18 protein-coding genes and 2 CRISPR repeat arrays (1 of these 20 only partly in view) are annotated in these 19,569 nt (G+C 38.1%); of the genes, 2 read left to right on the top strand and 16 right to left on the bottom strand.

Features of this window, described 5'->3' with window-relative positions; all coding sequences use genetic code 11:
* Nucleotides 1-951: a DUF1963 domain-containing protein gene (locus KIK04_RS18730; protein ID WP_232275106.1), complete on the bottom strand. Its 951-nt coding sequence runs from the start codon at nucleotides 949-951 to the stop codon at nucleotides 1-3.
* 231 nt (nucleotides 952-1,182) lie between these two features.
* Between KIK04_RS18730 and KIK04_RS18725 the strand changes: the two genes are divergently transcribed.
* Together KIK04_RS18725 and KIK04_RS18720 are read left to right on the top strand one after the other, a co-directional pair.
* Nucleotides 1,183-1,527 (top strand): hypothetical protein, encoded by a 345-nt coding sequence (locus KIK04_RS18725; RefSeq protein WP_232275105.1) that lies wholly within the window; start codon nucleotides 1,183-1,185, stop codon nucleotides 1,525-1,527.
* A gap of 249 nt (nucleotides 1,528-1,776) precedes the next feature.
* Nucleotides 1,777-2,019, top strand: a complete 243-nt coding sequence (locus tag KIK04_RS18720; RefSeq protein WP_232275104.1) for a hypothetical protein — start codon at nucleotides 1,777-1,779, stop codon at nucleotides 2,017-2,019.
* Nucleotides 2,020-2,037: 18 nt separating this feature from the next.
* On the opposite strand, the gene KIK04_RS18715 is transcribed toward KIK04_RS18720, so the two are convergent.
* The 15 genes from KIK04_RS18715 to cas6 all read right to left on the bottom strand — a co-directional run bounded on the left by KIK04_RS18715 (nucleotide 2,038) and on the right by cas6 (nucleotide 17,691).
* Nucleotides 2,038-2,754 (bottom strand): hypothetical protein, encoded by a 717-nt coding sequence (locus tag KIK04_RS18715; RefSeq protein ID WP_232275103.1) that lies wholly within the window; start codon nucleotides 2,752-2,754, stop codon nucleotides 2,038-2,040.
* Nucleotides 2,755-3,062: 308 nt separating this feature from the next.
* Entirely contained in the window at nucleotides 3,063-3,311 is a 249-nt protein-coding gene (locus KIK04_RS24470) for a helix-turn-helix domain-containing protein (RefSeq protein WP_442951180.1), read from the bottom strand.
* A gap of 407 nt (nucleotides 3,312-3,718) precedes the next feature.
* On the bottom strand, nucleotides 3,719-4,036 hold the full coding sequence (locus tag KIK04_RS18710) for an SMI1/KNR4 family protein (protein WP_232275102.1): 318 nt from the start codon (nucleotides 4,034-4,036) through the stop codon (nucleotides 3,719-3,721).
* Between the two features lie 180 nt (nucleotides 4,037-4,216).
* Nucleotides 4,217-4,465 carry a helix-turn-helix transcriptional regulator gene (locus KIK04_RS18705; RefSeq protein ID WP_232275101.1) on the bottom strand — a complete coding sequence of 83 codons (249 nt, stop codon included), beginning with the start codon at nucleotides 4,463-4,465 and terminating at the stop codon, nucleotides 4,217-4,219.
* Nucleotides 4,462-4,617 carry an aspartyl-phosphate phosphatase Spo0E family protein gene (locus KIK04_RS18700; protein ID WP_232275100.1) on the bottom strand — a complete coding sequence of 52 codons (156 nt, stop codon included), beginning with the start codon at nucleotides 4,615-4,617 and terminating at the stop codon, nucleotides 4,462-4,464. Before KIK04_RS18700 ends, KIK04_RS18705 begins: the two co-directional genes overlap by 4 nt.
* Before the next feature lie 217 nt (nucleotides 4,618-4,834).
* A complete protein-coding gene (locus KIK04_RS24250; protein WP_269670964.1) occupies nucleotides 4,835-4,957 on the bottom strand; it encodes a hypothetical protein in 123 nt (40 codons plus the stop codon).
* A complete protein-coding gene (locus KIK04_RS18695) occupies nucleotides 4,954-6,261 on the bottom strand; it encodes a helix-turn-helix transcriptional regulator (protein ID WP_232275099.1) in 1,308 nt (435 codons plus the stop codon). Before KIK04_RS18695 ends, KIK04_RS24250 begins: the two co-directional genes overlap by 4 nt.
* 522 nt (nucleotides 6,262-6,783) lie before the next feature.
* A CRISPR array of direct repeats spans nucleotides 6,784-9,113; the repeat unit is 29 nt; unit sequence CTTTATAACCCACTACGTTCATATAAAAC.
* A 185-nt stretch (nucleotides 9,114-9,298) separates the two neighbouring features.
* Nucleotides 9,299-9,559 (bottom strand): CRISPR-associated endonuclease Cas2, encoded by a 261-nt coding sequence (gene cas2, locus KIK04_RS18690; RefSeq protein WP_232275098.1) that lies wholly within the window; start codon nucleotides 9,557-9,559, stop codon nucleotides 9,299-9,301.
* Nucleotides 9,560-9,561: 2 nt separating this feature from the next.
* On the bottom strand, nucleotides 9,562-10,551 hold the full coding sequence (cas1b, locus tag KIK04_RS18685) for a type I-B CRISPR-associated endonuclease Cas1b (protein ID WP_232275097.1): 990 nt from the start codon (nucleotides 10,549-10,551) through the stop codon (nucleotides 9,562-9,564).
* Nucleotides 10,548-11,048 carry a CRISPR-associated protein Cas4 gene (gene cas4 / locus KIK04_RS18680; RefSeq protein WP_232275096.1) on the bottom strand — a complete coding sequence of 167 codons (501 nt, stop codon included), beginning with the start codon at nucleotides 11,046-11,048 and terminating at the stop codon, nucleotides 10,548-10,550. The genes cas1b and cas4 overlap by 4 nt, the downstream gene beginning before the upstream one ends.
* A gap of 27 nt (nucleotides 11,049-11,075) precedes the next feature.
* Complete coding sequence (cas3, locus tag KIK04_RS18675) at nucleotides 11,076-13,394, bottom strand: CRISPR-associated helicase Cas3' (protein WP_232275095.1); 2,319 nt, start codon at nucleotides 13,392-13,394, stop codon at nucleotides 11,076-11,078.
* Between the two features lie 5 nt (nucleotides 13,395-13,399).
* Entirely contained in the window at nucleotides 13,400-14,107 is a 708-nt protein-coding gene (gene cas5b / locus KIK04_RS18670; RefSeq protein ID WP_232275094.1) for a type I-B CRISPR-associated protein Cas5b, read from the bottom strand.
* A gap of 4 nt (nucleotides 14,108-14,111) precedes the next feature.
* The gene (cas7i, locus tag KIK04_RS18665) at nucleotides 14,112-15,014 is read right to left on the bottom strand and encodes a type I-B CRISPR-associated protein Cas7/Cst2/DevR (RefSeq protein WP_232275093.1); all 903 of its coding nucleotides are present in this window, start codon (nucleotides 15,012-15,014) and stop codon (nucleotides 14,112-14,114) included.
* A gap of 31 nt (nucleotides 15,015-15,045) precedes the next feature.
* The gene (gene cas8a1, locus KIK04_RS18660) at nucleotides 15,046-16,956 is read right to left on the bottom strand and encodes a type I-B CRISPR-associated protein Cas8b1/Cst1 (protein WP_232275092.1); all 1,911 of its coding nucleotides are present in this window, start codon (nucleotides 16,954-16,956) and stop codon (nucleotides 15,046-15,048) included.
* Complete coding sequence (gene cas6 / locus KIK04_RS18655; RefSeq protein ID WP_232275091.1) at nucleotides 16,957-17,691, bottom strand: CRISPR-associated endoribonuclease Cas6; 735 nt, start codon at nucleotides 17,689-17,691, stop codon at nucleotides 16,957-16,959. It abuts the gene before it with no gap.
* 515 nt (nucleotides 17,692-18,206) lie between these two features.
* Nucleotides 18,207-19,569: a CRISPR direct-repeat array (repeat unit 29 nt; unit sequence CTTTATAACCCACTACGTTCATATAAAAC) (it continues 173 nt past the right edge of the window).

Genomic DNA, 19,569 nt, shown 5'->3' with positions numbered 1-19,569 from the left:
TTAACTGCTGTACACTTTAACGAAAGTTCGATCAAAGTTGTTATTTTTCAAATCATTCTTATCTATTAGAACTTCCAAATAGCCAGCATCCCACCACATCATACCCGCCTCTTCTAAAGAAGATATCGAAAAGAGGACTTGCCAATTCTGTATCCCTTTCTGATGCAATTCTTCGTTTTTTTGATAGTCGATTACGAGAGGCAGCAACTTCGTTAATAAATACTCAGCATCTTCCGAATTTCCACGCTCAGCAGCTTGTGCTGCTTTTTCTCGGATATGACTTTCTTCTTTGTGCGTATAAAGTAAATCTTCAAGCCCATTTTTGCATAAGTACGCCTGTTCTAAAGAATCCTCATAAAAGTCCGTATGTTCTCCCCAGACGGTTGCAGGGCTATTACATAACAATTGGTAGACTTGATTATACTCACACCTTAAAGTGTCCAACAACTCCTCGTTATCCAAATATTCGCCCCCAATAACAACTTTCGGTTTAAAAGATATTTTGTACGAATCAAAATCTCTATCACCCTCACCAACTTCCACTTTACGCTTAGGAGGCTTCGTTCTTTTCAATACACTTAAATCACCATCATAGTAAAATAGGTTATGTTCAACATCCGTTGCAGGTTCATCTAATCCTAGAAAAAAATAAAGTATACCCTTGCTAGGTAAATCTTCGCACGGAGAGTACGGCAACTCGCTTAAATTAATTTGTGCGATAAACGAACAATACTCGTCATCCGATACACAAGGCCATTTGATGTGGGGAGGTAAATCTGGATAACCAGCAATACGGCTGTTACCCATTTGCTTATAGTCTTCCTCTTCTTCCAGATGAAATTCGAGCCTAGTCTCCGCGAAACGGAGAAGATGTTCTTTCAGCTCTTTTTTTATTTGATATTGTTCAATAATTCGATCTAATTCGTCTTCGATAAAATGGGTAGATAGCACATCGTTCTTCCTCTCTGCATGGCATTAGATTATGATATTTTTCCCAACCATATCACCCACAATATACCACTAGGAAAGAGGCTGTCAATTTGAAAAAGTGTACGAAAAAGCCCTACACCATAGTTGAGACTTCATAATATCCTACCTTAAAATTAGAAACTCCCTCTCCTTTACATAGTAAATTGTGTATATTCAATCTACTATATTAGATATCCAAAGGAGGTTTTACTAATGAAGTTCAAACGCGCACTCGCACTCGGCATGATGGCAACATTGATGTTCTCGATACCCGCTTATGCTTCTTCGACTGAAACGCAGTCTCAAACTGTAAGCGCAAATGTAGAGCGACCAGGTTATACATACAAGCAAAAATTTATTGCGGTCAATGGACCAGCACTAGTCATTAAGACAAGAAGTATTACCGTGGAAGACAATCTAGGACAGGTATCTATTACCATACATCACAAACTGGGAGATACAGTAATTCATGGTATGAAGCGCACGCTTCCTGATGGCCCTGTTAAAGTAATTGATGAGACCAATAAAATAGTCTACCTCGTGTATGTCAGTAGATAATCTTTTCCGAACAAAAGCCGTATGAAAAATCATACGGCTCTTGTTCTTGTTTATCACCTATTTATGTTGTGACGGTTACTTGAGCAATTAAACAACGGTACGATAGCAATAATACAACATTGAGGATTTGCAAATATTTCTTACTATAATGAACATTTTAGTAATTGCTAAGTAAGTATAATGAATACTTATGATATACTGTCAATAAGGTAAATAATGGTCGATTGCCATGAAAGGATGGTGTATATCGTGTCAACCGCAAACTCAAGACGGTTAACTGGGAGTATCATTTTATTTATTGCAGCAATCCTCTTTTCAACTTACCATTTATGTATTTCTATTTTAGGAGCAGGAAAGCTTTCACCCTTTAAATCATCTGATTTGTCACTGCTCTACGATTCATCTATTGTTTTCGGGCTAATTGGTATCGGATATTTGATATACTCAGAAATTATGGAGTATAACAATAGTGAAAAGCAGGATGAAAGATAATCCTGCTTTTTCTTTGTTTTATATTCTTTTTTCCACGATAGTTACAATACCTCTCGTTTTACCGCCAGCCAATTGAACAGGAGACTTAACACTGACAGAATTGCGGCTTAATTCTCTATCAAAGCGGTTATAACTAACAGTGTCTCCCACTGCTACGTCATATAAAGGAGTAAATGTCAGATAAACCTCTGTTCGTGGCTTCGCCGTCACTTTAGTAGTGTAACTCACAGACTTCGTATTATGCCAACCTGCACCAAACACAATCTCCATAGCTTGAAAGTACGTACTTGTGAATCCAGCACTTGCATTATACCCATATTCATTGCTCCAATTCACTTCTTGCTCGATGTCGTTAACCGATGACGTATTTCGCAAAATGTCTGTCATCGCTATCCTCATCTCCGGTTGAGGTACTGCTGCAGAAAAATAACTGGAATAGAATCTGAATTTCACTGGACGATTATCAGGATGGTCAGCAGATATATCATTTGATGGATTTTGATTAGCTCTTTTCGTCAACCCATCGACTTGGCTTTGTACGACTTGACCTCTTTTCAAGAGGGCCTTGTACTCATCAATCGTGATTTCTTGCAATCCGTTCTCCGTGGTCAAAAATGAACGCACAACCTGTTCATTTTGTACCTTTTGTTGATGGACACCTTGGGCACTTGCAGAAGGTGCAATAGAAAGCAACAGACTCAAAGATACAGCAGCAAACAGTTTCTTAATTTTCATTGGTAGTGCCTCCCTAGCCAAATTTTTATAACAGGTGTTGTTTTCGCAATGTTGACTAGATGTTGATGTTGAATAATAATGAAATTGGCAATACCTTTTCGGGACTAGGACTATTCTGAGTAATCCTAGTTCCTATTAATTTGCAATCAATAGAACCACCCCCATTTTACCGATTTCAAGTCATAAAATGGTGCCTGAAATAAGAGAACACCCAACACAATTATTGGGTGTTCTTAGAATATCATGTTCATTTATGAATACAATACCTGCACAGGCAGATAAGAACCATTTTATGTAAAATAAAAAAATTATTTTTCTATTTTACATGGACACAACATGTAACCATAACCATGCACAGTCAAAATAAACTTTGGGTCACGGTCACTGCTCTCCAGTTTTGCTCTTATACGTCCTATACACTTATATAGCTCTCCTTTGGGTATTCCTTCATACTCTGGCCACCATGCAAATTCAATCAAATCTTGTGTTGTGATAGCTTCATTTGGACTCATAGCAAGCTTACGTAGGATACGCATTTGTACGGATGATAAAGGTATCAGTTTAGAGTTTTTTACAGCAATTAATTTTTCAAAATCAATATAGCAAGTTGAACTTAAATCAACACGTTGTATCTGAAACCACTCCTTAAATAAAGAATAGGCTTATGCAGGAATAAAAATAGCATAAGCCTGTTCTTTGATGTAATATTTCAACTTTCCGCCTCAACAACTTTAACCTTCATACACTTCAGATTAACCGTGTTGTAAATCTCTCTACATTGAAGCATCGGATTCCAATTCCAAAAATCAGAACCGTTCGCTGTTATCAAATGTCCTAACCATTCGGCAAATTCCATTTCCAAACAGATATATTTAGGACTGCCCTCATTCCAAAATAGGTAGTTCTCGTTACGTGTTGCATCTATAAAAAAATTAGCTTTAGGATTAGAAGCAATGGGTAGGAATTACGGTCGAACGGCGTAAATAGTCGTCATAAACTTTGTGAGCATGTCTAAGCCATAAATCTCCGTACGCATTCCTTCCCCAATATCAAACAGAATTGCGCCATTACAACAATTTAGGAACTCCATGTACTCATCTGGGAGTTGAATGTTGAATTGATTCGTAAACGTTCTCAGTTCCCTTTTGGTCGCAGGAGGATTAAATGTAAAGCGCCCCACATACAGCCCACCATATACATTAGGGACTAACAACGTCTTACTTTGTGCTACACGCTGTTGCAAGCAGTTCATAATTTTGAAAACGTTGTATTTCTTACTCACAATCATTCCCCATTCGGACTATTTAGTTTTCTCTCCGTCCTAACCAAGTAAAATTTTATATGTAGGTTTTTCATGAGTAGGTTAAAGGGGTTGCAAAGGATGTTAATCGTGGTGAGCCTTCTAAATAACTAATAGTCATTATTTAAGAAGAATGTTGTATCATCAATTTGTAAGGTTTGTTTATCGGCTGTGTTTATCGCAAGTAAGCACAGCCTTTTCAATTACATCATTGCAAGGATCATCATCGTCAAAGAATCGCTTCCAATCACAGCCTAGAACTTGTCCGATGCGTTTCGCTACTTGAACACTTGGGTCACGTCTCCCCCTCTCGATATTGGAGTAAGAACTGCGTTCAATCTTGGACAAATTCGCCACTTCCTTTTGGGTTTTACTTCCTCTAAAGTGTATTAGCCATTTTCGTTGCTTCAAGACTTTCTCACCTCCTTTCGAATTGTGTTCTTTTGAAATTCTAAGATGTACATATCAAGCTCTTGACTAAGTTGGACAACGGGTTGTGCAGTAAAGCTCTCGTGTTCGTTTACTGCGCGAATAAGTTTCGTTCTAAGATGACTGATGTTCAAAAACAAATGATTGTCTCCATCATTTCGGAAAAAGTTATCAGGAAGAATATGCTCACCCCCACCAGATAATTTTGTATTTGCAAAAATTAGTATAAGCGTAGTTTCTCATATCATATTATTTCAAAATTGGTAGCGAAACTTTTGTAAAATAGCATTATATGAAATTAATATAAAATAAAAAAAGATGCCCATCGGCATCTTAATTTTTAATGATTATTTACTGTCCACTAATCCACGGGGCACCCCCGCTAAAAAGCACAACAGAATCACCCACAATAATACTCGCAGAAAGAAGTATTGCAACGAATAAAATAGGTGATTTTGCTAAAAATTTCTTCATATCAGCCCGTCACCTTCCTCGTTTATCTCGTCTCTAATTTGAATAACCATTTGGTTAAGCTCCATAATTGATTCTATCTCTAAGTGAGTATTATCATCTACGATAGCTTTTGTAATTAAGGATATGCCATCGAATGCTTTACCAAAATGCGAGATACCCGCATACTCTATGGTGCTCATTTTATAACAATCTAAAGCATGCTTAAAATCCTTATCAGCGAGTAACAAATCACCTTTAAGCCTATAGTAATAAGCTAATTTCGCACGTTTTTCTGGCGTGGTGTATATATCTTGAAGAGACATTTTCATTTGTTCTTCGTACTTAAATAGCTGTCTTGCGGCATTAGAGTCTTTTTTAATTGAATAGAAATCCATGAGCTGAACTACTACATATGTTAAATTGTATTCAGAAGGATTCAATAAATATTGTTCAAATTGTTGAATACCTAAATCAAGACTAACTGTCTTTCCATTGATACCGCTGAGCATAACCTTAACATTATCTTCAATGAAATCGTAAGGAAACTTCGCATATTCATCAAGGTAGGTTTTACTATCTTCATACTTCCCAAGACAGAAATAAGAATTGCAAATATTTAGGGTTGCATCTGCTTTTAATTTACTCTTTGTAACATCATTATGAGTAACATACTTACTCAGTTCAATTGCTTCATCATATTTTGATAGACTAACAGCATGTACTCCTAGTGCATAATACAGTATTAATCGTTCTTTTTCGTTTAAAAAATTTGCGTAACTGAGAATACTTCTGCCTAGTTGATAGGTGTACTTTAATTTACTAAAATCGTTTCGTTCAATCATATATTTCTGATACATGCCCTGAGCAATGTAAGGCATAATTCCGTGACTGCGCGAATAATCAATGATGCTGTTGTACAAGTCTAGTCTAATTGGCGGTTCTTTTATCGAGGCTGTAACAATATAAAGACTTTCCACTAACTCTATGCTATCTCGCTTTTCAGTTTCAAGGTATTTGGCAGCAATTTGGGGAGCTATTGAAGCGTGTTCTGATGTTGTAATCGCCAATTCCAAGATCGCCATAAGTGATTCTGCTCGATGCTCTACTTGGATATATTGTTCAACATATTCACGAAAGGGGATGTTTAGCACAGATGCAATGGCTTCAAGAATTTTAAAATCGGGTTTCTTTGTCTCACCGGTTTCGATTTTTGACAAGCTTCCTTTAGAAACATTGATTATACTCTCCAACTGCGCTAATGTCATGTTCACTTGATTCCTATAACGTCTTATAAGTTCCCCCAAAGGTGTAGTTACATGCCCCATGCTCTCACCTTCCCACAGATAAGTTCCATATTAAACCATTTAATTCATACTACCATCACCGCCCATATGTGTAAACCATATTTTGATTTATTTTTATTGTTTAGAGAAAAGCTGCCTTATATTGCGAAGAGAATTGATGTGCCGAGGGGAGATAATAACAAACCGTATGCGGTGCTAGTGCGGTAGGTCATTATTTTGGAGCAAAACAGAAAAATAATAAGATGGTTCAGTACCCCCTATTTCAGTAGGCAACAAAGTTTTCACCCTATCTGCACTTAGGATTCTGTTATGGTTAAATTGAAGTAGCAATCAAAACCAGATCACAAAGACTTTTTTATATCTCTTAACGTTCAGATAAAACTAAGTACTTCATAAAATCGTCTCCAGTCATTAGTTTCTTTAAATTCCACTACGTACAAATAAAAAGGGCCTCTACGCATACCCATTTCATCGGCTAATTGAGCTTAAATTCCCTCAATAAAACATAGAGGAATTTCATAAAACTTTTCAAACGCGAGGCACCCTTATAACCCACTACGTTCATATAAAACGGGAACTTTTGAGCTTTATACCACCAAGCACAATAAGTTTTTATAACCCACTACGTTCATATAAAACCGCGGCAACGTATGGCAGCACCCACACCTCCTGAACTTTATAACCCACTACGTTCATATAAAACGAAGTTGAACAAATCAAGGCAGATACACAACTACAAACTTTATAACCCACTACGTTCATATAAAACAAGTCTCGCCATTTTTCGGTCAATGTTTTTGGGTAATCTTTATAACCCACTACGTTCATATAAAACAGCTTGACGGCTCTTACACCTACGCGCCGGATTGGACTTTATAACCCACTACGTTCATATAAAACTTACTACGGGGATAGTCTATCAGTAACACCTATTGATCTTTATAACCCACTACGTTCATATAAAACTTCGGGCAGGAGAGTTCGTGTTCTACGGAGAGAATCAACTTTATAACCCACTACGTTCATATAAAACGTACCGACATCCGCAAGCGATCCGATAGATACAATGGTCTTTATAACCCACTACGTTCATATAAAACTACTTACATTTCACCCCGTTAGCTAACCTATATAGTGTCTTTATAACCCACTACGTTCATATAAAACGCTCAACCGTTCCGCCATATCCGAAGTATAGAATATCACTTTATAACCCACTACGTTCATATAAAACCACATCGCCAGCAGTGACAGCGTCAACACGTGCCAACTTTATAACCCACTACGTTCATATAAAACTCCATCCCGTTCGTTTATCAGATTAGGCAAAAAGACTTTATAACCCACTACGTTCATATAAAACTTCCATTATCACCATACGATATATCCATCAGGGAATACTTTATAACCCACTACGTTCATATAAAACTTCCATTATCACCATACGATATATCCATCAGGGAATACTTTATAACCCACTACGTTCATATAAAACCCGAACATTGGGAAGCGTGGCTCGAACAGTTTGGCAACTTTATAACCCACTACGTTCATATAAAACCGATAAGAGCGGGCAACGAGCGTTAGACGAGATAAACTTTATAACCCACTACGTTCATATAAAACACGCAGCTTCCGCTGGCGTAGCAGCTCCGATGTCCGACTTTATAACCCACTACGTTCATATAAAACTGCTATAGCTGACGTGGCCGTTAGTTCCCCATCTCCCTTTATAACCCACTACGTTCATATAAAACCAGAGCGCAATGCCTCTGCCTCTTTACATATGTGTACTTTATAACCCACTACGTTCATATAAAACGAAGAAACCGTGTGTCACAGCGTTTGAATTACCTTTCTTTATAACCCACTACGTTCATATAAAACTCGGTGCCTTCAGTCGTTGCCCGCGGATGTCACATGGCTTTATAACCCACTACGTTCATATAAAACCAACAAGAGACACGGACACCAACAAGCCGGATATACCTTTATAACCCACTACGTTCATATAAAACCTTTGCCACCCTCGATCAATTCGCCGAGATTCTCAACACTTTATAACCCACTACGTTCATATAAAACCGACAAGCGATACAAAACCTTCTGGGGTTAAAGCGACCTTTATAACCCACTACGTTCATATAAAACCGAAAGTGGAGTGGAGGCAATGGCTAAAAATTTCAAACTTTATAACCCACTACGTTCATATAAAACAGCAAGAATGCTGACAAGATAGGTCCGGAGCTGCTCTTTATAACCCACTACGTTCATATAAAACTGCTATATCAGATACAACGGAGTCTGCGACTAAAATCTTTATAACCCACTACGTTCATATAAAACTGGGCCAACACAAGTCTACGCCCTGGTGTATAACACAAACTTTATAACCCACTACGTTCATATAAAACCGATGCGCAGCAATGGATGCAAGCTTTCAAGCTCTACTTTATAACCCACTACGTTCATATAAAACAACAATTGTGTATCTACATAGCTTCCATGTTAATCCATCTTTATAACCCACTACGTTCATATAAAACGCGCTCGAAGTCAAAGCGGGTTGTCGTAGGACGGACGAGCTTTATAACCCACTACGTTCATATAAAACCAGCTTCAAGATTACCAACGAGTACATCATTTTATCTTTATAACCCACTACGTTCATATAAAACTTGATTTCAGCATCTTTATATAGTCCAACTACTTCCTTTATAACCCACTACGTTCATATAAAACCAGCCTGAGCAGCAGGCATGGGGTGAGATGACTGGCTTTATAACCCACTACGTTCATATAAAACCTTCCTCTTTTTTCACTTTCTCAGCCCCAATATCATCGCTTTATAACCCACTACGTTCATATAAAACCCCGTAAGCTTAAACCCAAAAACCCTTGATATATCAAGGGTTTTTGAGCCTTTAAACATCAAAAAAATAAGCCGTTTTGCATCGAACCTCTAATCGTGCAAATTGAAAAATAGAAAAAAGTACTCCGAGCCCAGTACTGGTAAGGACTTCATGGCAAACACTCAAAAAATCGTTTGATGCAAACTTCAAAAAAATAGTTGTTCAAAGGAACGATCTTTGCCGTAAACTATTTTCTCTATAGCTTTAGGATTTTCCACTTTATAAATATAGATGGAATCATCATCAGTAGTCAATTTCTTCAGTTCAGCCAAACAGCGTGTTAACTTTCCTTTGGTGATTTCTCCTTCAAATACAGAGTTTTGCGTCCAATCTAAGTACTCTCTTAGTTTTTTGCACACCTTACCGACTCGCTTTTCACCTACGTCATACGTAATAATAACAAACATCTTTACCACCACGCCTTAAAGGGCTTGTATACAGTATCCCCTATCATATGTTTAATCAGTTTATAAGCCTCAAGGCGAATTAGGTATCGATAGGATACGTTTCTCTTCAACTGGCGATGCTTAAAAGTACTTTTCATTTTCTCATCGAATGCAGCTAAAAATCGCTTACGACCTTCATCACTTAAATATACTAATCCATCTTCTTGATCAAAATGCTTTTCCTGAATTCGGCGGTTGTTAATAAGGTTAAAAATAATAGAATCAGTGATTAATGGTTTGAATATTTCAGCTATATCAAGACATAAAGAATACCTTTTACTAGATGATTCATGCAAAAAGCTGATCGTAGGATCAAGCACTGTCTTATAAATCTCTGATAAGACAGCAGTATACATAATACTATTTCCAAATGATATCATTGCGTTAATAGGATCATGTGGTGGGCGCTTAGAACGATATTCCCACTTCCATCCCCCTTTTAACATGCAATTAAATGATCCGTAATATACTTGCCTACACTGCCCTTCAATTCCCATTAACTGCGGGATAGAACGTGCTTCATCCAATAAGGCTGCATGTGCAGATAATGTTCCGATGTAACTTGATACTTCTTCTTCAGCACCATACTTACGTATATTACGCTGCATATGATGAACTGCGGATTGTATAAACTGTCGTGCTATATACATCCTTTTTTCATTATCCCATACATGTGAACTTTGTTGAACCACAGTAAACCCAGATACTTGTTTTTTCCGAGGGACAAAAGATCCATCATAGAATCCGTAATAATTATATAGATGCAGTTGAACACCATGTGAGGACAAAAGATGAAGCATAGAACTATTCATATCCACTTGACCAAAGATATGTATATTATCTGTTTGCTCAATAGGAAGTGGTCGAGATAATCCCTCTTCATTAACAAAGTAAAGAGTATTATCTTTTCGTTTCAATCTGCCTCCAGACATCATGAATACGTCTCTTTTCATACAGCATCCTCCTCTTCACCAACAAAACAGTAATCAAAGTAGGCACATTTTTTACAATACGTTTTCTTACGCAGATTCGGGACTTTACCGCTAAGAAGAGAATCAATTGATTTAATAGCTTGCTCTATCTCTTGCTCACCTTCTGCATCAAGTTCAATTCCGACAGTTTTCTTTTCTTTTGGGTAGCTAAGTAAACCCTTCTTCTCTATACCACGTTGTCGGAGCAAATAAAGATAATAGAGCATTTGTAATCGATCAGCATGTTCCATACGACTCGATATTTTCACTTCCCGTACAATGTCCCCATCTATCGTATCAATAGTTGTAAATTCATCTAGACTTACTTCTTTTGTCAAGCGAGAATATGCTTGGTCATGCAACACCAATCCTTCGATCACACGATCATGCTCTAATTCAAATCCAATCCCTCGATTAAACAACCAAAGTTTACGATGACACATTGCAAAGTAATGCATCTCAATACCTCTAATAGACAACGAATCTCACCCCAGTAAGATAGATTGTTAATCGAAAAACGCAGTTTCTCCCCCAGGTTTAAGTCCTGGACCATATCCTGTAGCTTCATCTTTAGAATAAGTAGCTTGTCCCATGCTTAATACTTGAATATGTTCCAGCCCCTTTTCTGTTAGGTTCGTCCCTTTCCCACCGTTACGCGAAAGCCAATACATTCTTACAGATACAGTCTTTTTTTCAATTTCCCGACGAATACTACGTCTTGTTTCTTTATCTTTTGCAAACTGATATTCCTCAACTAGCTCACTTACTTTTGGCCATAACTCAGCTGGAATAACCATTTGCGTTTCAATTTCACGCATCATTTTTTGGGCATCAATTTTACTAAATTTGAAATACTCCATATTTTTAAATACATCTATAGCATTATCAAATTCGGTTAAATAGGCTGTTCCTTTCAAAACAGTACGACTATAAAGTTTCTCAACCAAACACATTTTAGCTTGCTCATCCACGCACTTACCATCTAAATCATTCAACATTTCCAATCCAATCTTAACGACATCACGATCATAGACGCCACCTTTTCCACTTCTACTAATACCGCTGCATTCCTCTGTAAATACGATAACATTTGGCTTATTTTCATCGTACAGTCGAACACGGTAACATCTGCCCATTCGTTGAAATAAGCTATCTAACGAGCAAATTTCTGTATATAACAAATCAAAGTCAATATCCAATGAAGCTTCCACAATTTGCGTCGTAATCCAAATACCATGATCAGGCGCTTCCTCTTTCAAATGCCAACCTGATTGAGCAAACCCCAGTATTTCCTTCTCTAATTCATTTCGATCTTCTTGGGTAAAACGAGCATGAAGCAACTTTGGAATACTGCATGACTCACCATTAATATGAGCCCGATCCACAAGGAACTCCCAAAACTTAATAGCCTGATCGACCGTATTTACGATCACGAGTACTTTTTTACTCGCCGCTTCTGCAAAAATTTCTTCCACATCATTAAAAATACTTGTACCCCTAATCCCTATGCGATGTCTAATTACATCATGTGTAAACGTTCCAAAAGCAATCTCTTCTACAGGTATAGAAGTGTGCTTCTCGATGGCTTCAACATACAGCGCAGGCAAAGTTGCCGTCATTACCATAAACTGTCCACCAATACGATAAATCATATCTAACGCAAAAATAAGCATGGCTGCTATTTTAGGATCATAAGCCTGAATTTCATCTATCACGACTTTGGAATATGCCATTGTTGCAAGTTCTTTTTCAAACCCACAATAGTAATACGGGAACTTTAAAATTTGATCGATCGTGGACAATGTTAATTTCTTAGCGAATTGTCGAGAGCTTTCATACGTCAAATCATGATCAGTATATTCGGCTTCTTCAATCTTTTCATAGCTGGTTGAGTGCAATAAGCCAACACTTTGAAGGTTAATCTCCCCTTCTCTTTGGAAACGTGTAAACATGGCATTCAAACTGACTCTTAACGGGAGTGTAAAAAACGATTTATCTGTTCCTATCCACAACAATGCAGCCTCTGTCTTACCTGTCCCAACTGAACTTGCGCAGATGATATTTTTATTACGGTTCTCTAAGGCGAATAACTGTACAGGTCGAAGCACTTTGTACTGGTTATTCAAGTAGCTTAAAGCTACCTCTCCTGGTGACTCATCCTCCCCTTCTTCCACCCTTACACCCGCAGAAGCTGCATGGTCGATACGATGAAGAAGTCCCTTCAGTAAGACATGACGCCGCCATAAACGCTCATCTTGACGTAACTTTCGCTCACTTTTTTTGGAGCAACGATTTCGTTGTAGATCACTAATATACGGTGAGGGATCATGCTCCTTCATAAAGATGTTTATGTCTAATTCATTGAGTAAGTCTACAGGAATTTGCGATAAATGATTAAAAATTTGTGGAATCTTTTTGTACATATCTTGCTTATAAGCATGCAAAATCACATTCTCTTCCGGCATCTGGGAACGGCCTTCATGGTGAAAACCGATGGCATCTATAAGCAGAAATTGCTCCTCCATGTCTAAATTCAAGTAGTCAAAGGGAACCAGTGCCACAGATAAATAATTGTGCGGATAATCAGCAAGGAAGGTTTTAATTAATAACTTCCCTAAAGCTCTATTTACTTTATTCTGAAAAGGAGTATACGCTTTGCCGGTATCGTGAAAAAGGATAGCAATCACCAATAGACGCCAGAAGGAGGCATCTGCCTCCTTTAGACGTTTACCATATGCACTTCGTAAAATCTCTAGCTCACGCAAAAGCATGGACGTATGCTCCGCAATACTCTGCTCCACAGGTTTTGTTTTTGCAACAAACATATAGACTAATCCCCCATCTCCAGCGGAAAAGCTACACAATCTTCTCCGTCTGTCCACCAATACTCCCCTTGAACATATGGCCCAGCTGCTACATATTTCGCTTGTATTCGTTCCCACTGACGAATCCCTTGTCGAACGGTATATATCCAATTTAATCGGTAAGGAACACCCGTTAAGTTGTAATCCTGGTTAATAGAATCTGGCACATATATACTGTGGTTGAGCCTCATTCTCTTTTTCTGAATAGAAGACAGCTCTACAACACGGCATTCATCAATGCGAACGAGGTCCTCCCATCGTCCTAAAGAGATAGGTACGCCCCGCTTTATGCTTTCCTGTATCGATTCCAATACAGAATCTTCTGCTTGCACATGGATAATCAACCCTACATTAAGCAGCATATGCATGTAAATTGGCATTGTCGTTGTATGTTCATATTTGATTTGTTGCGCCAATCCATCTAGCACTAAAGGTATCTCGCCAGTTTCCAACTTCTTCACGAAATAGTGGGTCTGATAATCAGTAATTCTCGTTTCATAGCTACCTTGAATACTTATTTTCATAGGAATTAATGAAGTCGCTTCCAGCAAGGCATGTAGCATTCCTTTAACAGTTGAATAAGGAGGAAGCGGATATGTTTCTCCCACCTTAAACGCCGCTGGCTTCTTATAACACGCAGTCTCTTGAAACAATTGCAGTCGAAGGGCCTTCATTGCATCACGCCCCATACACTGCTTGAACCGATTGTTTTACTTTTTCAAAAAATTGATCAACAGAACATATCTGCTCTCCAAATGTATCTCTAAGCTCAGGTTCATTTGCCCAGATACCATCTACAAGACCCACACTAGTTTGAGCACCAATTGATTCGCCCATAAATGTTGTATCCATGACCGATTTAATTTGTCGAGAGTCAATACCAAACTCTTTACCTGATTTAATAAGTCCTACTCTCCCAAGGAAAAATGGGTTCGATACCTCGTAGGTTCCCCCAACAATAAATAGCGGGCTCAAGTTTTCACGACGACCACGAATATCCCGATATAGCACCTTTAAAATTTCAAGCAACTGCGCTACGCGCTCGAAGCGATCCTGTGCAGACAGCTCAACATTTCCATCAATTCCGACTCTTTGCAAATCTATTGTCATCGTATACGAATAATAGCTATGATGCTGTTCAATGTTAGCTAAGCTTGTACTCATTTTAGACTCGTTGCCATTTCCACGCTGCGCAAGCCCCATATTATTTAAAAATTCCATATCGCCCTTATATGGTTCCAAAGCTATCGCATGACTTAACCTTGCTACAGCTGGGCGCTTCTGTGATTCTTTGTCTGTCTTCAAATATCCAAACAAATCCATCTCTACCGAATCCGCGATCGTTACGTCTTTACGGAATTGAACAACACCCTTTGAGTTATCAACCGTGTCTAGATTCCAACCAAACAGTTCATTTCCCATGCGCACGATGTCATAGCGTACACTTTGCCGTGAAGCGAATGTATGAATATCACCATTGCCGCGATGAAACTTTTTCAACTCTGAAATGTTGCCAATGCCTTCTCCGTAGTTTAAAGATTGAGCTTGAAAAATTGCTGTAAATGTTAATGCTCTTGGCATTTTAAATACACTCCTTCGTTAATCGTATTTATTAATCGTCTTCAGATTCATCCTCATCATTATCCTTATCAGGGTCATCATTGCTGGAATTCACTTGCTTATCTTTGTCATTGTAATCTTCACCGAGCAATCCCGTAATAAATGCCCCTCCAAAGGTAGGGAAATCCATCTGCTCATCATTATGTACATTGAGTAAAATTGAATTAACTGTCATCCCTGCCTGTAGATATAAACGCATTACCGTATTAAAAAACTGTTGACGATCACCAGCATTCACTGCATTGAGCAAACGATAAGCTATAGCTGCGAGTCGTTTTTCCGGCCCCGACACATGCTCCGTGGTTTGCTCTTTACGAGTGTTCGTTTTATTCGTTAGCCGCTTTTGTAGTTCTAGGCCTTGCTTATATACTAGCCAAACTTGCTTTGATTTTACGGAGTTCATCTCGTTCTCCCCTTTCTTTTTATACTGTTCAATCCGATGCCTTTCCAAAAATGCAACCCAAGCACTATATATACCAGTCCGTCCTTGAGGGCCATTGTTCATAAATTCACGAACGGCGAGCCGCAAATGATTCATGACGATACGAATAGGATCAATGGATTGCATGACTAGGCGTAAAAATGATTCACGCAACGCCATATCGCGTATGCCGTCTATGCCTTTTTTATTTGCACCAAACTGCTCATGATAAAAATACTGTGTGATATGCTCAGGAACGTCGAAATAATTCAAAATCGTTTTCTTGCTACGGTAATCTGCTGAAAACTCGATAAACTGCACAGGTAAGAATACGTTAGCTTTCTTCTCTTCACGCCTTAACACTTTAGAAAGTATACTTGGCAGTGTTTCTCCCTTCTCTAGTTCACGTAGGTGGTCGTTCATGCGAATAATCTCGTCAACGTCACCATCCGAATACATAAAAGAGTGATACAATGGCGTAGCACTCTGATCCCGACGTCGGTAAGTAGTTAATCCTGCTGGAGCAAGGAATAAAATTAACTTAACCCACGACGAAATAGGAACTGGCTGCTTGTCTTGCAAATTCCAAGCAAAATTATATGCCTTACTGACCCCAAGGGGCGAAAATATCATCTCTTCAAAATTCCCAGTTGCAAACCATTCATCTACAAATGTGCAGCGCAATTGCTCATCCCAAAAAGCAGCAAGATCTCCGTCCCATTTTTTCAGCGTCTTCTTCCAGCCTTTATGGACAGATGCACTACTTGAATCTAAAATAGCTAGAAGCTCCTTTGTTTCAAGATTTGAACAAAATGCAGCTTGAATTTGCAAATCTCTTTGTACAGGATGAATGTAATCTGTTAAATAAGTAGCGATATGCCCATCTAAGTTGAGGCTGTTCTTGGCTACGTTCAAGAAGCTAGCTTGGCCATAGAGCGGTCCCATTAGAGAAGCTTTAACATAGTTAAGCGTAAGCTTCTGATCATACTCCATTTTTTTTAGTATTTTTAAATAGCGTTCAATCGTCGATTCAGCTTCCTGCCGCTGATCGTTGGATTGATAAGATTTTAATTCAGTTGAGAGAGATTTTAATTCAGTTGAGAGAGATTTAAGTTCAGTAATTTCGGAGTCATTTGGGAAGTATTTTTCAAGCTTCTTCAGCTGTGTGTCTAACGATTGCTTCGCCGCGAGTGCCCAATCTTTAATAGCAGAATCTTTCGTTCTCGTTGAGTAATAGTTAAGGCGTGTTTGCTCTCGCTTTGCGATCGAGTGCTCATCTAGCATGTAATGAAAAAATAATGAAGGAATGTACGGTAAAAATTGCGGGTCGATTTCCAAGGAGCTTTCCGTTTTAATAACGTAAGGTACATTTTCTTTTTCGTCTATGATTTCTGCTTTTTTTCCATATTGATAAATGCGCCATACTCCGACGCCCCCCATGGCTAATAAATAATCATCCATAGGTAGAGTAAGCTTATCCACTTATATCACCTCACCCTCTAGGGCCAAGCAGCCCATGCCTTGGGAACGGCGTAGACCAGCAGAGTAATCCAACAACCATTGTAGATCTGCCGGATGGCCTTCTAACAGCATTTTTCCCTGATAAGCGGTAAAATAAAGATACGAACGCTGCCTGTCTGCATGTTGTAAGAACTCATCGTTACTCTCTTTCACTATGATCTTTGACATTTTTATAGGTGTGACATTTATAGGCTCATATAATCCTCTACCCGATAGGCTGTTCAAGATGCGGTTGGTAACGTAGTTAAAATGTTCATTGTACTCTTCATCCCATGGTGCAAGTGGTTTCTTCTCTTTGTTCTCAATATGCAATGCTGATAGAGTTCTAACGATTATACGTGATGAGGTAATCTTAATATCCGGGAGCATTTTAATGTTTAACTTCTTAAGTCGATACTGCTTATACTGAAAATGCTTCATTTGCTGAAGTCCGCCCATCACAAGCAGCATAAATTTATAGTCACCTGATGTAATGGTCACTTGCATGCGCTCTAATTCGATCTCATCTTCCATGAGATGATAATTTTGCAAATAGACCGCAAATCCAAACGGCTTAGGTTGATTTCGCTGACTACTGTACAGCTCATGGTAATAAGCTTCATCCATTTTGCGAATGGCTTCTTTAATAATAGATACGACCAACATGCGATAACTAATTGGGAGACGCTCTACTTGAAAGCTGACATTTAACCTCATCGTTGACCCCTTTCCTTATTTATCCTTTAATATATTGACTATAATAGATAACCTCTTTTAATTTGTAAATACAATTTTCACATTGTGTTAGGATTTTTTTTTTTGTAATATTGATACTACATGTTTGAGAAACATTTTTTATCTGAACATTTCATGGGTTATAAATTTAATATATTGGCTATATATTATCTGAACGTTACGGGCGATTAGAGTTTCTTCAAAAAAAGAAGCCCTATGGGCTACTTAATAATTCAAAACTGTCTCAAATTTATACTCTCACCTTGTTCAATATAAAAGTATATTTTTTGGATGAGGCCACAATTCTTTATAGACAACTACAGTTATACAACTAGGCTACTTTAAAAACTAAAACGATTACGCAACTCATTTTTCACTCCGTTACGGTCCTATAAAATATATTACTGGAAATCACTATAGTTAGCATCAATACACTATATCCTTATATTTCCATATAAAAACTTCCGTTATCGCACTGTATCTCTTTTAGCATATTCCTTAATAATTCAATACGTTGATATAAAACGGCTTTTTTATTCGTGTGATCGAGGCACTCGTTCCACTTTATAACCCACTACGTTCATATAAAACGACACGGTACGCTGCCTCGATCCGGATTTGGGTATGACTTTATAACCCACTACGTTCATATAAAACTGAAAAGCCAATCCCACGCATCCAGCGATCAATATTCTTTATAACCCACTACGTTCATATAAAACAGAAAAAATCATTAGGCGTTGCAAAGCTTACTCTACACTTTATAACCCACTACGTTCATATAAAACTTTGCGTCGGCACAGTGTCTACAATACAGGGTTACAGTCTTTATAACCCACTACGTTCATATAAAACTTTAATCTTCTTGCGAAATTCAATGAATGATTCCACTTTATAACCCACTACGTTCATATAAAACTCACACACAAGGAGAAGTAAATTTGCTGAAAGAGCCTTTATAACCCACTACGTTCATATAAAACCGCAAGTCACTAACGATAAAAGCTCCGCATACACGACTTTATAACCCACTACGTTCATATAAAACGGGAGCGTGACCGTTACGTGACGATGCGTGATATCCGACCTTTATAACCCACTACGTTCATATAAAACATTACTTCGTCAATAACAGTCTCGATCATAAACAAACTTTATAACCCACTACGTTCATATAAAACGAAATAACAAAACGAATTTATTTACATGTTACAAACTTTATAACCCACTACGTTCATATAAAACTCGATCATGCAATTAGTATTTTCGAAGCACTGGAAATGGCTTTATAACCCACTACGTTCATATAAAACCGCTGTATCTGCCGTAAGGAAAGTTCTTCGGAACAACTTTATAACCCACTACGTTCATATAAAACGTCGATGAATCGTGGGCATCGCTAGCATCTAAGATCCTTTATAACCCACTACGTTCATATAAAACGGATCGTCGGCCATTACCACACATTCCATCTCAATCTTTATAACCCACTACGTTCATATAAAACCACAACACTCCGTTTGCGGCGTCAAATACTCCCTTGATGCTTTATAACCCACTACGTTCATATAAAACCTGTCATTTAGCGTTGACGGTCTACTGGGAGAATACTTTATAACCCACTACGTTCATATAAAACTACGGATTGGATAGCCGTGTGTGGCTTGCTTCCAACTTTATAACCCACTACGTTCATATAAAACTTCATTGATTCAGTTTCCTTCTTTATTTGATTCTCTCTTTATAACCCACTACGTTCATATAAAACCATTTTGGGATGGTATGAACTCGCTTATCGCTGGACTCTTTATAACCCACTACGTTCATATAAAACTTATACGTACACTAAAAGCAACCGGA

Origin of the sequence: Paenibacillus sp. 481 (assembly GCF_021223605.1) — a bacterium.
Classification (GTDB): domain Bacteria; phylum Bacillota; class Bacilli; order Paenibacillales; family Paenibacillaceae; genus Paenibacillus_B.
This window is presented reverse-complemented; position numbering and strand designations above follow the sequence as displayed.

Excerpts from the sequence above, each read along its gene's own strand:
- KIK04_RS18725 (WP_232275105.1), top strand. The coding sequence starts at position 1,183 with ATGAAGTTCAAACGCGCACTCGCACTCGGCATGATGGCAACATTGATG.
- KIK04_RS18695 (WP_232275099.1), bottom strand. The coding sequence starts at position 6,261 with ATGGGGCATGTAACTACACCTTTGGGGGAACTTATAAGACGTTATAGG.
- cas2 (WP_232275098.1), bottom strand. The coding sequence starts at position 9,559 with ATGTTTGTTATTATTACGTATGACGTAGGTGAAAAGCGAGTCGGTAAG.
- cas7i (WP_232275093.1), bottom strand. The coding sequence starts at position 15,014 with ATGCCAAGAGCATTAACATTTACAGCAATTTTTCAAGCTCAATCTTTA.
- KIK04_RS24250 (WP_269670964.1), bottom strand. The coding sequence starts at position 4,957 with ATGAAGAAATTTTTAGCAAAATCACCTATTTTATTCGTTGCAATACTT.
- cas6 (WP_232275091.1), bottom strand. The coding sequence starts at position 17,691 with ATGAGGTTAAATGTCAGCTTTCAAGTAGAGCGTCTCCCAATTAGTTAT.
- cas1b (WP_232275097.1), bottom strand. The coding sequence starts at position 10,551 with ATGAAAAGAGACGTATTCATGATGTCTGGAGGCAGATTGAAACGAAAA.
- KIK04_RS18715 (WP_232275103.1), bottom strand. The coding sequence starts at position 2,754 with ATGAAAATTAAGAAACTGTTTGCTGCTGTATCTTTGAGTCTGTTGCTT.
- cas3 (WP_232275095.1), bottom strand. The coding sequence starts at position 13,394 with ATGTTTGTTGCAAAAACAAAACCTGTGGAGCAGAGTATTGCGGAGCAT.
- cas5b (WP_232275094.1), bottom strand. The coding sequence starts at position 14,107 with ATGAAGGCCCTTCGACTGCAATTGTTTCAAGAGACTGCGTGTTATAAG.